Source organism: Bordetella parapertussis, from assembly GCF_020735925.1.
GTDB classification, from domain to species: Bacteria; Pseudomonadota; Gammaproteobacteria; order Burkholderiales; family Burkholderiaceae_B; genus Bordetella; species Bordetella pertussis.
The window spans coordinates 3,329,724-3,342,811 of sequence record NZ_CP085971.1; the positions used below are offsets into that span (position 1 = coordinate 3,329,724).

12 protein-coding genes are annotated in these 13,088 nt (G+C 64.0%); 4 read left to right on the forward strand and 8 right to left on the reverse strand.

The features are described from left to right. Positions 1 to 64 precede the first annotated feature (64 nt). Both LK409_RS15695 and LK409_RS15700 read left to right on the forward strand, forming a co-directional pair. Complete coding sequence (locus LK409_RS15695; protein WP_010929098.1) at positions 65 to 1,108, forward strand: LysR family transcriptional regulator; 1,044 nt, start codon at positions 65 to 67, stop codon at positions 1,106 to 1,108. Beyond that, positions 1,105 to 2,133 (forward strand): Ldh family oxidoreductase, encoded by a 1,029-nt coding sequence (locus LK409_RS15700; protein ID WP_010929099.1) that lies wholly within the window; start codon positions 1,105 to 1,107, stop codon positions 2,131 to 2,133. The genes LK409_RS15695 and LK409_RS15700 overlap by 4 nt, the downstream gene beginning before the upstream one ends. Before the next feature lie 5 nt (positions 2,134 to 2,138). Here LK409_RS15700 and folD read toward each other — a convergent pair whose 3' ends face one another. The 8 genes from folD to LK409_RS15740 all read right to left on the reverse strand — a co-directional run bounded on the left by folD (position 2,139) and on the right by LK409_RS15740 (position 10,345). Then, positions 2,139 to 2,990: a bifunctional methylenetetrahydrofolate dehydrogenase/methenyltetrahydrofolate cyclohydrolase FolD gene (folD, locus tag LK409_RS15705; protein ID WP_041937279.1), complete on the reverse strand. Its 852-nt coding sequence runs from the start codon at positions 2,988 to 2,990 to the stop codon at positions 2,139 to 2,141. Between the two features lie 27 nt (positions 2,991 to 3,017). After that, complete coding sequence (locus tag LK409_RS15710) at positions 3,018 to 3,971, reverse strand: Bug family tripartite tricarboxylate transporter substrate binding protein (protein WP_010929101.1); 954 nt, start codon at positions 3,969 to 3,971, stop codon at positions 3,018 to 3,020. A 386-nt stretch (positions 3,972 to 4,357) separates the two neighbouring features. Further along, entirely contained in the window at positions 4,358 to 5,590 is a 1,233-nt protein-coding gene (locus tag LK409_RS15715; RefSeq protein ID WP_003814107.1) for a CaiB/BaiF CoA transferase family protein, read from the reverse strand. 78 nt (positions 5,591 to 5,668) lie between these two features. After that, positions 5,669 to 6,124 carry a MaoC family dehydratase gene (locus tag LK409_RS15720; RefSeq protein ID WP_010929102.1) on the reverse strand — a complete coding sequence of 152 codons (456 nt, stop codon included), beginning with the start codon at positions 6,122 to 6,124 and terminating at the stop codon, positions 5,669 to 5,671. 29 nt (positions 6,125 to 6,153) lie between these two features. Continuing rightward, a complete protein-coding gene (locus LK409_RS15725; RefSeq protein WP_010926995.1) occupies positions 6,154 to 7,041 on the reverse strand; it encodes an HpcH/HpaI aldolase/citrate lyase family protein in 888 nt (295 codons plus the stop codon). Positions 7,042 to 7,193: 152 nt separating this feature from the next. Then, positions 7,194 to 7,997 (reverse strand): enoyl-CoA hydratase, encoded by an 804-nt coding sequence (locus LK409_RS15730; RefSeq protein ID WP_076879834.1) that lies wholly within the window; start codon positions 7,995 to 7,997, stop codon positions 7,194 to 7,196. Positions 7,998 to 8,047: 50 nt separating this feature from the next. Beyond that, on the reverse strand, positions 8,048 to 9,055 hold the full coding sequence (locus LK409_RS15735) for a Bug family tripartite tricarboxylate transporter substrate binding protein (RefSeq protein ID WP_010929104.1): 1,008 nt from the start codon (positions 9,053 to 9,055) through the stop codon (positions 8,048 to 8,050). 321 nt (positions 9,056 to 9,376) lie between these two features. Beyond that, a complete protein-coding gene (locus LK409_RS15740) occupies positions 9,377 to 10,345 on the reverse strand; it encodes a LysR family transcriptional regulator (RefSeq protein WP_003814118.1) in 969 nt (322 codons plus the stop codon). 459 nt (positions 10,346 to 10,804) lie between these two features. Between LK409_RS15740 and LK409_RS15745 the strand changes: the two genes are divergently transcribed. Then, entirely contained in the window at positions 10,805 to 12,112 is a 1,308-nt protein-coding gene (locus LK409_RS15745; protein WP_227889225.1) for an NTP/NDP exchange transporter, read from the forward strand. After that, entirely contained in the window at positions 12,109 to 13,050 is a 942-nt protein-coding gene (locus LK409_RS15750) for an aldo/keto reductase (protein WP_010929106.1), read from the forward strand. The genes LK409_RS15745 and LK409_RS15750 overlap by 4 nt, the downstream gene beginning before the upstream one ends. Positions 13,051 to 13,088: the final 38 nt, after the last annotated feature.

Genomic DNA, 13,088 nt, shown 5'->3' on the forward strand with positions numbered 1-13,088 from the left:
GGCCCGGGACGCGACGCTATTCTCGACTTCCCACGAAGCCTTGTCCTGCGAAGGGCGTCCAGCCATGACAGCGCCGAAGATCATCGACATGCAGGCTCTGAGAATATTCCTCGCCGCTGCAAAGGACCAAAACATGTCCATCGCGGCATCGAAACTCGGCCTGACGCAATCGGCCGTGTCGCAAGCGATCGGACAACTCGAGGAACAATTCGGCATCAAGCTGCTTGATCGCAACCGCCGGCCGCTGACGCTCACCAGCGCCGGCTATGTATTGTATGAACGCGGCGAGCAGCTGGTTTCGGCCGCATTGAATCTGAAGGGCGCGGTGCTTGAGGCGGGGCATGGCGTCAGGCCCGCCATCCGTTTGGGTCTTGTGGACTCCGTCGCCACCACCTGTGGCACGTCCATTATCAAGCAGTTAATGCCGAGAGTAGCCCAGCTGAAACTGCAGACGGGCTTGTCTTTCGACGTAGGCGCCGCGCTGATCGATCGCCGGGTCGACCTGGCCATCACCAGCGAGCCCATGCATCGTGAAAATGGCCTGGTTCGCTATCGGGTATTGACCGAACAGTTCGTGGTGATATTCTCGCCTGGCCTGGAGGTCGCGGACCGCGAGAACACGAACCTGGCGCTGCTCAGCGCACAGCTTCCCATGATCCGGTATCGCAGCCAGTCCCACCTGGGCCGACAGGCCGAAACCGTGCTGCGGCGCGCGGATCTGGAGATTCCACAGTTTCTCGAGGTGGACACCGCCGACACGCTGACCTCGATGGTTGCCGGCGGACTGGGGTGGGCGCTGACCACACCACTGTGCCTGCTGCAGGCGCAGGAGCACGCCAAACGGGTCGGGATAGGTTTCCTGCAGTCGAGCGGAGACTCCAGGTCGATTTATCTGCTCGCCAGAGGCGGCAAATTCGACTCGCTTATCAAGGACACGTTCGACATCACCGTGTCCGTACTCAAGGAAGAGTGCCTTGCACGCCTGGCCTATATCCATCCATCCCTGGATCGGCATGCAATGATGGGCGAATGGCCGGGAATCGCCGGGCATTCGAAGACGACCGGAGCACGGCGTCAACCAGACATCTCAAGCGAGGGTATCGAATGACAGCGAATCCCGGCAAGGACACTGAAAGCAGGACCATCGCATTCGACGACTTGAAGATGCTGCTGGCCTCGATCTTCGAGAAAAACGGCACATCGGCTACAGTGGCGCACATTCTGGCCGACACGGTCGCCCGTGCCGACCGCGACGGCGCCCGTAGCCACGGCCTCTTTCGCGTTCCGGGATACGTCGACTCGCTCAAAAGCGGGTATGTCGACGGCCATGCGGAACCCGTCATCGACGCGGTGGCTGGCGGTTTTCTGCGCGTGGACGCCCGCAACGGCTTCGCGCAACCCGCGCTTGCCGCGGCCAGAGCCCTCTTGATGGAACGCGCGTCGAAGAACGGTATTGCGTTGGCGGCGATACGGAACTCGCATCACTTCGGCGCCTTGTGGCTGGATGTGGAGCCATTTGCCGAAGCGGGCTTCATCGCCATCACCACCGTGAATGCGGTTGCCAGGATGGCGCCGTTCGGGGGGAATACGCCCGTCTATGGCACCAATCCCCTTGCATTTGCCGCGCCTCGGAAGGGCCACTCCCCGCTCGTGTTCGATCTGGCCACCAGCGCTGTCGCGTTCGGAGAGATCCGCCTGGCCGCCCAGCACGGCGAGTCGCTGCCGCAGGGGTATGGCCTGGACGCGCAAGGCCAACCCACCACGAGCCCCGAGGCGATCATCGCCGGCGGCAGCCTGCTGCCTTTTGGCGCGCACAAGGGATCGGCCCTGGCCATGATGGTCGAGCTACTGAGCGCTGCACTCACGGACGGCGCATTCTCGTCGGAAATAGACCAAAGCTCCCACCCCGGCGCTCAGACGTCCAGGGCAGGCCAAACGGTGATCCTGATAGACGCGAGCAAATCCGCTGGCGGCGATTTCTCCGATCGAACGCAGCTTCTTTGCGAAATGCTGAACGCGGCCGGCCAGACCAGGCTGCCGTCGGACCGGCGCTATGCGAACCGCGCGGCGTCCGAGCGCGACGGCATGCACATCGATGAGAAAACCTATCGAACGCTATCGGCCTTGATGTAAGCGGCTCAGATAGCCGATCGTTCCGCCGCCTCGACGGTATTGGCAAGCAGCATTGCAATGGTCATCGGTCCCACTCCGCCCGGCACCGGCGTGATCGCGCCTGCGACCTTGGCAGCCGAGCCATAGTCGACATCTCCGCACAGGCGGCCGTCTGGACCACGGTTGATGCCGACATCGATGACAACTGCGCCGGGCTTGATCATCGATCCATCGACAATCCCGGCCCGGCCGGCGGCGACAATCAGCACGTCGGCCCGGCGAGCCTGCCCGGCCAGATCGCGTGTCTTCGAATTGCATATCGTCACGGTCGCCCCGGCCGCCAGCAGCAACATCGCCATAGGTTTTCCGACGATATTGCTGGCGCCGACAATTACCGCTTCGGCGCCGCGCAGCGATACCCCTTCGGATTCCAGAAGTTTCATTACCCCATAAGGGGTGCAGGGCTGGAATTGCGGCTTCCCTGTCATGAGCAGGCCTGCGTTGCTGATATGGAAACCGTCGACGTCCTTGAGCGGCGATATTGCTTCGATGACGCGGTGCGCGCTCATATGCGGCGGCAAGGGCAACTGCACCAGAATGCCATTGATGGCAGGATCGCCATTAAGCGAGGCAATCCGGTCGAGCAGTTGATTCTCCGTCCAGGCAGAGGGATAGCGCTCCGTGACGGAGTGAATCCCCACTTGCTCGCAGGCCGCCACCTTATTACGCACATATACCTGCGAAGCCGGATCTTCGCCGACCAGGAGCACCGCCAGGCCCGGTCTTATGTTTCTGGCGCGCAGGCAGGCCACGCGTTCCTTCAATTGCTCCCTGATACGCGCCGACGCGCGGCTACCGTCGATGACCTTGTCCTTCATTTTTTTGAATCTACGTCCATGCAATGGTTATTGAGGCTGGATTCCGACATGTTTGATCAGGTCTCTCCATCTCGAAAAATCGCTCTTCATGAACTGGGCAGTGGCAGCCGCATCCATCGGCGTCGACGCGTAGCCCAGCCCCGAGAGGGAGTCTGCAAACGCAGGATCCGACGCAATCTTGTATATCTCCCTGGACGGCAGTTCCACCTTCTTCGAATCTATCCCGCGAGGCGCTGCGAGACCGATCCAGGATTGCATGATCGGAAAATCGGGGAGGCTCTCCTGGACCGACGGCACGCCGGGTATGTATTTCGATCCGGCAGGATTGATGACCGCGAGCGCCCGCAGTGTCCGGCCTTGCAAGGCGCTCAGCGTGGTTGCCGTCTCGCCGCATGCGAAGGCAACCCGCCCTGCCGTCACGTCCAGCACGGCTGGCAGCGTCGATTTATAGGGAATGCCGAGCACCTTGCCCTTCGCAGCCTTGCCAAGCAGTTCCCCGCACACGGTCTGCATGCCGTAAGCCGTCGCATAGGTGATACCTTGCGTGCTCGTGTGGATCGCCTGCATTAATTCCTTGAAATCGCGATATGGGCTTTGTGGCGGCACCACAATAGACAGAGGAAATCCACCCAGCACTGCGATGCCAACAAAGTCGGTCATCGGATCATAATTAATGTCCTTGAACAGCCAGGGATTCTGCGACACGGTGGTCCCGGTGGTGACGAATATCGTATAGCCGTCATTCGGCGCCCGCACACCCCGCAACGTGCCGACAATCCCATTTGCACCCGGACGGTTTTCGACGACAACGGGCACGTTCAGCGCCGAGCCCAGACGATTTCCCAAGGCGCGAATAACAGTATCCGAGGCCGTGCCCGCGCCGAACGGATTAACGATGGTTATCGATTTTTCTGGATATGGGCTGGCCGCGTGGACAAATGCGCTGATCATGAAGGCGACTGCAGCGAAAATTCTTTTCATGGCTACCCCTGGGGCTTACCGATGCTCAACATCCGCTTCGTGATTTCCGACTACGCGGATCACGCATCCCGAACGATGCTCGCGTCTGAGTGTATTGGCGGACACGCCCCCTTCCAAGCGTCAACCCCATCGAATAAATAAAAATCATGGCGACTCAAACTTTCCTTAATAGAGCACCATGTACTGCACAATATTGGCCCGCACCGGGTCAGGAAACGGCGCGCCGCGCACGCCATGCGCGCTTCATGTGCCATTATTTGGCCCCCCCTCGCGCCGGTTCACGCTTGCGCCAGCGGATGCCAGCGCATCGACGCTTACGCGCAGCAGCGCGCGTGCCCGCAGCCAGCGGGCACGTGCTGCAGTCCAGACGTCTCCGCCCGGTCGCGTCAGATCACGCCTTTTTCTTCCAGCCGCCGGATCTCGGCGTCGGAAAGGCCCAATATGTCCGCGTACACCGATGCATTGGCCTGGCCGAGCGCCTGGGCCGGTACATCGAATTGCGCGTGGCATTCCGAGAAACCGATGGGCAGCCCCATGCCGCGCACCGTGCCGCCATCGGGGGTCTGCAAATCGGTGATGGCGCCGCTGCGGTGCAGGTCCGGATCGTCCAGCATCTCCAGCGGCGTGCGCACCCGCGCCGCCGGCACGCCGCGCTCCTGCACCAGGGCCTGCTCGACAAAGGCGACCGTCTTGTCCCGGGTCCACTCGGACACCAGCGCAGCGAGGTCGGCGGCATGGCGCATCCGCGTGCCGCGGTCGGCAAAGCGCGGGTCGCGCTGCAGGTCGGCCCGGCCCATGGCATCGAGCAGGCTGGCGAACCAGTCCGGGTGCACCGCCGCGATGGCGATGTGGCCGTCCACGCATTCGTAGGTCCCGAACGGCACCAGGCGCTCGTGGTTGTTGCCGGTGCGCATGCGGAAACCCGCCTGGGCCAGCACATCGAAATGCTCCTCGGCCACCCAGGACGACAGGCAATCGAGCATAGACACCTGGATCTTCTGCCCCTTGCCCGTCCTGCCCCGGTAGATCAGCGCCGCCAGGATGCCGTTGACCATGTACAGCGGCGCCAGCAGGTCCGCCACCGGCACCCCGCAGCGCATCGGCGGACCCGAGGCCTCGCCGGTCACCGCCATCAGGCCCGACAACGCCTGCACCAGGATGTCCATGCCTTTGAGGTTCTGGTACTTGCTGGGCTCGCCAAAGGCCTTGATCGACGCATAGATGATGCGATCGTTGATTTCCCGCACACGGGCATAGTCCACGCCCAGGCGCTCCGAGGCCCCTTCGCTCAGGTTCTCGATGAAGACATCGCTTTCGCGCAGCAGCCTGGCGAACAGCGCCCGCCCCTCCGGATCCTTGACGTTGAGCGTGATGCTCTTCTTGTTGCGGGCGCGGTTCAGCAATGTCAGCGACACATCGTCGCTGCCCTGCTGGCCGAAGTTGACCCCGCCCGGCCCCACGAACGGCGGATTGCTGCGGCCCAGGTCGCTGCCGCCCGGCGCCTCGACGCGGATGACCTCGGCGCCCAGACCGCCCAGCAGCATCGAGGCGTAGGGCCCGGCCAGCGCCACGGTCATGTCGAGGACGCGAATGCCCTCCAGAAGGCCTGTTACTGCCATGAACGTCTCCTTGTTCCCCACGCAGCCGATTGCCGGCGGCCGGATGGCGAGTTCGCCGCCCGCTGCCCGAGCGACGAATCAGGCGGCTGGCCTGAGCATCATCAAGCCTGTCCGCACGGCGGTGCACACGATCTCGTCGCGCTGATTCCTGGCCACATGCTTGAAAGTCACGATGCCGGAGTCCGTGCGGCTCCTGGACAACCGCGTTTGCAGGATTTCCGTCTCGACACGGATGGTGTCGACATGGAAAGTGGGCTTGGGAAACACGATCTCCCCGAAACCCAGATTTCCCAGGGTAGTGCCCAGGGTCGTTTCATAGACGGTGACGCCGGCCACCAGCGCCAGCAGGAACATGCTGTTGACCAGGCGTTGGCCATATATGGTGTCGGCGCTGTACTCGGCGTCGATATGCAGCGGCGCGCAGTTGTAGGTCAGGGCGGAGAACAGCACGTTGTCCGTCTCGGTAACGGTACGGCGGATGGCGTGCTGCACGACCATCCCGGCCTTGAAATCTTCGAAATACAGACCAGCCATTTAACACTCCCGAATACGCGCCATCGCGCTCAGTTGCCGAACGATTGCGCAAGCGCAATGACTTCGTGCGCGGTCTTGACGTGGGCGATGTCGATGTGTTCACCCTCGTACATGACCGATGCCCGCCCTTGGGCCTGGGCCGCGTCGAGCGCCTCGATCATCCCCTGGTAGTACGCGACGTCCTCGGCCGTCGGCGTGTAGGTGCGATTGATCGTTTCGACCTGCATCGGGTGCAGGACCAGCTCCCCCGACATGCCAAGCTGCCGGTCGAACGCGGAGGACTTCGCCAGTCCGTCGAGGTCCTTGATCTGCTGCCAGAGCCCGCCTATCGCCTGCTTGCCGGCCGCACGCGCGGCCATGACCACACGGGATTTCAAGTATTCGGTCTCGCGGCCTTCGGCAGTCCAGACGAATTTCAGCGCGCGCCCCATGTCGGCATTCCTGGCGGTGGCGCCGACGATGCCGGCCACACGAGGCATCTGCGCTATGTCGTAGCAAAGCTGCATGGACCGCGCGGTTTCCAGCAGGGGAATGAGCCCGATCGATCCCAGCGGCAGGTTGGCGCGCGCCTCCGCCTCGGCGATCATGCATGAGGCCATGTATACGTCTTCCGGCCCTCCCGGCTTGGAGATATATATGCCCTCGATGCCGGCTGGCGCCACCGCCAGGATGTCGTCGAGGTCATAGATATGTGCAGTACGGTTGATGCGCACCCAGATTCGCTGATTCTGCGCAATGAGCTCGGGAATCTTCTTGGCGACCAGCTCACGCGCCGCGGTTTTTTCCGGACTCGGCACGCTGTCTTCCAGATCGAGTATCAGCGCATCGGCGCCCGCCTGGGCAGCCTTGTCGAGCATGGATTCCTTGTTGCCTGGCACGAACAGGAACGACCGCACCGGTTTTATTCGCGTATTCACGTCTACCTCTACCTGGTAATTTCCATGGGATAAACTCCCGCGGAACCTTTGCATGGATCGAGCCGGCGCATGGCTCGAGACGTATGCGTCGATGCCGGACCGCAGGCTGGCGCCCGATCGTGAGCCGGCTGCAGCCGGGACTACGGCTGGCGCTAATGTCCGCGAAACACCGGCGCCCTTTTCTCCGCGAAGGCGCAGATCGCCTCCCGGTAATCGGCGGTGTCCTTGCAACGCAAGTGACGATGGATTTCGCCGTCCAGGGCGTCATCGAAGGGGCGGATCAGGTTCTCGTTCAGGTTGTCCTTGATGAATCCATACGTCGTCGTCGGGCCACTGGCCAGGGCACGCACGAAGGCCGCCGATTCCGCCTCGAACTCCGCTTCCGGATAAACCCTGGTCACCAGCCCCAGCTGCAGCGCTTCGCGTCCGGACAGCACCGGACTCAATAAATACAGTTCACGGGCCTTCGCCGGACCGACAATGCGCTGCAGGAAATATGTCCCGCCATAGTCCCCGGACAAGCCGACTTTCGCGAAAGCCGTGGTCAGCTTGGCGTTCGGCGTACCGATGCGGAAATCGCAGGCCAGCGCCAGGCTCAGCCCGGCGCCGGCCGCCGCGCCGTGGACAAGCGCCACGGTCGGCTTCGGCATTTCGTTCAGCAGCTTCGCCGCAGTCATGAAATGCTTCATTTCGCGGAATCGTTGCGCCCCCTTGTTTTGCACCGCCGCGGCGGGCGCGGCCATGGATTTGACGTCTCCGCCCGCGCAAAAGGCCGGACCTGCAGCGCACAACACCACCACGCGCGCGCCCGGGTCGTGCGCCGCCTGCTCGCACGCTTGCACCAATGCCGCGCACAAGGCGTCATTCAACGCGTTTCTCTCATTCGGACGGTTCAGCCTGATGGTGAAGATGCCATCGGACAGGCTGGTGACGAGTACAGGGGTCATGTGATGCATCGATCTCAAATGGACATTACGAAGCGCCGCCGGAGCCGGCCGGCGTATGGTCAGTTGATCTTCATTCCCGAAGTCTCGACCAGTGTTTTCCAGCGAGCGGTTTCGGCTTGCTGGAACGACGCAAGCGCAGACGGGCTGTCCGCCACCACTCGCCACCCCCGCTCCCCGAAGAACGCCTCGCTTTCCTTCAGCTTCAGGATGTCGACGATCAGCTTGCTATAGCTTTGCACTTGCTCGTCGGATGCGGTGCTTGGGGTGTAGGCGGCAATCCATCCGGACAGGTCGTAATCCTTGAGGCCTTCCTCCTGCAAGGTTGGCACGTCGTCGAACCCCGGAATCCTTTTTGTCGCGGTCACCCCGATAGCCCTCAGCCTTCCCGCGGCAATCAAGGGTTTCACGGAGATCGGATCCGAGAACGCCATGTCGATCTGCCCGCCCATCAGGTCGGCCATCGCCGCAGGGCTGGATTTGTACGGGACATACAGGATGTCGATGCCGGCCGCCTGCTTCAGCATCTCGCCACCCGCCTGCGACGTGGAGTTCCCGCTTCCAAATGTCAGCTTGCCGGGATTCTTCTTCGCGGCTTCGACCAATTCAGAGACGTTCTTGATGCCGGATGCCGGATTCACAACCAGCAGGACGCCGCCAATCGTTATCGTGGTGATCGGCTTGAAGTCCGCGACGGGATCGTATGGCAGGTCCTTGAACAGGCTGGGATTCGCCGCCTGGGTCGTGTTGCTGGTCATCAAGATGACGTTCGCACTGCTCGGCAGGGACTTGGCCGTCTGGATGCCGATGATTCCGTTGGCGCCAGGCCGGTTATCGACGACCACGGCCCTGCCGGTGGACTCGGTTATCTTCTGGCCTATGTATCTCGCCGCGACGTCTGTCGCCGTGGCGGCGGCGAACGGCACGACGATCGTGATGGGCGCGGCATTCCGGTCCGCCGCGCTCACATTGGCGGCGACCAGCCCCGTCGCGCATGCAAAAAGCGAGGCCGCCGCAAGCCTGGACCCAACCGATCCGCGCTTGCCCCTTGCTCCAAAATGTCCCGACATGATTGTCTCCTCTGCTGTTTTTTGTCGGCATTACATGGGCTGATACCCATTTCGCCTGTCTCGACAGGAACAGTGGTGAACAGGTGCAATCCGTCGGCGCAACGATCCCCAGGCACGCGCGCTGCAGCGCCGCGTCTGCGTTTTCTCGTCCACGCATGAGTACGGACCGTCTTGACGGACGGCGCACCGATTCACGGTGTCGCCAACCACTGGCATTGCGTGCGTTCTCACCGCTCTTGTCTGACACAATGCTATGCAGTTGCCCGACCGCCCTCAAGCAGCCATTGGCGAATGCCGGATTCGCGAAACACGAATCGCGGGTTATCCAGCAGCTACGGACGGTCCCGCTTCGAGAGTGGCGTCCGACCCTCTGGGCTGCGCGATGAGTTGCTCGATGAGCAAGCGCGTCGCCGCGGTCGGCGCCCGGCCCCGCCTGGTGCCAATATGGACCTTGCGCAAAGCCCAGGCTTCGTCGAGGCGCAGCACCGATACGCGCCGCTGATACGCCACCGGAAGCATGCATTCCGGCTGAATGGTGACGCCCAGCCCCTCTTCCACCAGGCTGCGCGCCGCCTCCACGCTCGTCACATGGAATTTCGGCTTGACCGCGAGACCGCTGGATTTCGCGGCCTTGGAAATATCCGCCATCATTGCCGTTGACGGTTCGACGCTGATGAACGCATGGCCCAGCAGATCGGCAAGCGTTACACCGGCTTTTTCGGCCAGGGGATGGCCGGCGGGCGCCAGGGCCACCAGGCGATCCGTGCGGTACGGGGTAACATCCAGGCCCTCCTCGTGCACGTCCATGCCCACCAGATAAATCGCGAGATCCGCCCCGCCGGACACGACCGCCCGGATCGCGTCCGGATTGAGGTGCTGCTCCAGCGCCAGATCGATCTGGGGATAATTCCGCGAGAACTCGCCGATCTCTTTGGCGACGTATTGGACGATGAGAGAACCCGTCGTGGCGACCGTCAGGCTGCCACGAACCCCGTCCGAGTATTCCCCCAGTTCACGGCGCATTTCTTCAAGATTGCCGAACAGTTCCCGGATATAGCGCGCCAGTACGACGCCGGCTGCGTTCGGCACGACGCCGGCGGGCTGCCGTTCGAAAAGCGGCAATCCGGCGATTTCCTCCAGATCCTGGATCCGCTTGGTGGCGGCGGACGGCGCGATATTCTCGCGGACCGCGGCTTTGCGTATCTGCCCTTCCTCCACGACTGTCAGGAACAGGCGCAGCGTGAATAAATCCACTCTGCGGGTCAGGGTATGAATGCTCAAGGTGCTCATCAGGCTCGCTCTCCGTGGAGAATACTGGGCGGCATCGGGCTGGCTTCGAGTTGCCGTGCAAACACGCTGTCGGGGAAAGACGCTCAGGCCCTGCGGCCGGGCATTCGCCATTGCAGGGACGCATCGAGACTGCGCTGCGGCGGCCGGATGGCCTCGCCGCCCTATACTCGGCGCCGTTCATCCGGCAGATGGTAGCCGTTGGGGAATCCGTCCGCATAGTTCGCGTTCCGCAGGCAACGGCCATTCCTTGCGATGCTTGCCCCGCAAGGCGTAACCGGCTACGGTGGGCGTGACGCCGCAAGCCCTCGATCGCCATGCCCCGCACCGGCGTCCTTCCCGACCGCTTGCCGCCCCACCGTTCGCGAACACGCCCCACACAGGCCCGCCAGGATGATCAGCCCAGCGCACAAAACCCGACTGGCAGCGTTCTTCAACCTTCGCCGCGACGAGCTCCAGCCGGTGCTGCTGTCCGGACTGTGTTTCTTCTGCGTCCTGACGGCGCTGATGGTGCTGCGCCCGGCCCGCGACGCGCTAGGCATGCAGCGCGGCATCGAGGCGGTGCGCTGGCTGTTCATGGGCACCGCGCTGGTGACGCTGCTGGTCAATCCGGTGTTCGGCTGGCTGGTCAGCAGGTTCTCTCGGCGCCAGTTTATCGGCGTGACATACACCTTCTTCGCATTGAGCCTGGCCGCGTTCCACCAGTTGCTGGTGCAGGCACCGCAGGCCGTCGGCGCAACCAGCGGGCAGGTGTTCTATGTGTGGTTCAGTGTCTTCAACATGTTTGCCACCATGCTGTTCTGGGCGCTGATGGCGGATCGCTTCACGCTCGAACAAAGCCGGCGGCTGTTCGCGCTGATTTCCGTCGGCGGCACGCTGGGCGCGATTTTCGGGCCGTGGCTCGCGTCGCTGCTTGCGCGTCCGCTGGGCACGCCCGCCCTGCTGCTGGTCTCGGCGGGCTTTCTGCTGCTGGCGATGCAGGCTGCCTGGGCGGTGGGGCGCGGCCAGGCCGCGGCGGCGTGCGCCGGCCCGGACAGCGGGCTGCAGGCCACGGACGGACAGGACCGCATCCTGATCGGCGGCAACGCCTGGCAGGGGCTGAAAGCGGTGTTCCGTTCGCGCTATCTGTTCGGCATCGCCAGCTATGTGATCATCATGGCGATCGCCAGTACGCTGCTCTATTTCACGCGGCTGCAGATGGTGGCCGAGCTGGGCGACGACATGGACTTGCGCACCACCGTGTTCGCGCGCATCGACCTCATCACGCAGGCAGCCACGCTGGCCTTGCAGGCGGTGGTGGCCGGACATGTGATGAAACGGCTGGGTGTGACCATCACGCTGACGCTGCTGCCGCTGACTGTCATGCTGGGATTCGTGGGACTGGCCATGGTCGGCACGCTGGCGGCGCTGATCGTGTTCGAGGCCGTCTTCCGGGCGGTCCAGCGGGCGCTGGCGCGGCCGGCGCGCGAAACGCTCTACACGGTGCTCGGCCGCGAGGACAAATACAAATCCAAGGCCTTCATCGACACCTTCGGCTACCGCAGCGGCGATGTGGCCGGCGCGCAGGTCGAAGGCCTGCTGGGCCGGCTGGGACTGGGCCTGGCCGGCCTGGCCAGCGTGGCGGTTCCGCTGGCGCTGGCCTGGGCCGCGCTGGGGCTGTGGCTGGGCCGCGCCCAGCTGCGCCTGGCCCGCAAGGCCGGCGCGTCCGTTCCCGCCATCCCGGCCGCCGCGCCGGATACGCTTCCCGCGACGAGGAGCCCGCCCCCATGATTACCCGACGCGATTACCTCAAGCTGTCCGCCGCCGGCCTGGCCCTGGCCGCCCGCCCAGGACTGCCGTGGGCCGCCGATGGCCCCGCCGGCCTGATCACCCGGACGATCCCGGGCACCCGGGAACGGCTGCCGGCGGTGGGCCTGGGCAGCTCGGCATCGTTCGCGCGCATCGCCGGCGAAGACGATACCGGACGCGTGCGCGACGTGCTCGAAACCTTCGTGCGCGAAGGCGGCACGGTATTCAACACCGCCCCAAGCTACGGCGCGGCCGAGGAAACGGCCGCGCGCATCGCCCGGGAAACCGGCCTGGACCGCAAGCTGTTCTGGGCGACCAAGGTGAACGTGGCCGGGCGAGGCGGCGGCAAGGCCGACCCGGCCGCCGCCCGCGCGCAGATCGACCGCTCGCTGGCGCGGCTGGGCAGGCCCGCGATCGACCTCGTCCAGGTCCACAACCTGGGCGACGTGCCGACACAGCTGGGGCTGCTCAGGGAATACCGCGACGCCGGCCGCATACGCTATATCGGCGTCACGACCACGTTTCCCGAGCAGTACGAAGCGCTGGAGCAGATCCTGCGCGCCGAAGCGCTGGACTTCATCGGCGTGGACTACGCCATCGACCACCGCGCCATGGAAGCGCGCGTTTTCCCGCTGGCGCGCGAGCGCGGCGTCGGCGTGCTGGCCTACCAGCCCTTCGGCCGCTCGCGCCTGTGGCAACGGGTCAAGGGACATGCCCTGCCGGGCTGGGCGGCCGAGTACGGTATCGCCTCGTGGGGCCAGTTCTTCCTGAAATTCGTGATTTCGCATCCGGCGGTCACCACCGCCACGCCGGCCACCAGCCAGCCCCGCAACGTCGTCGACAACCTGCGCGCGGCCACGGGCCCCCTGCCCGACCCGGCCGGACGGCGCCGGATGATCGAACACATCGAGTCGCTATAGGCGACACGCCGCGTCCGCGGCAAGCGCGGCGGCCCTCC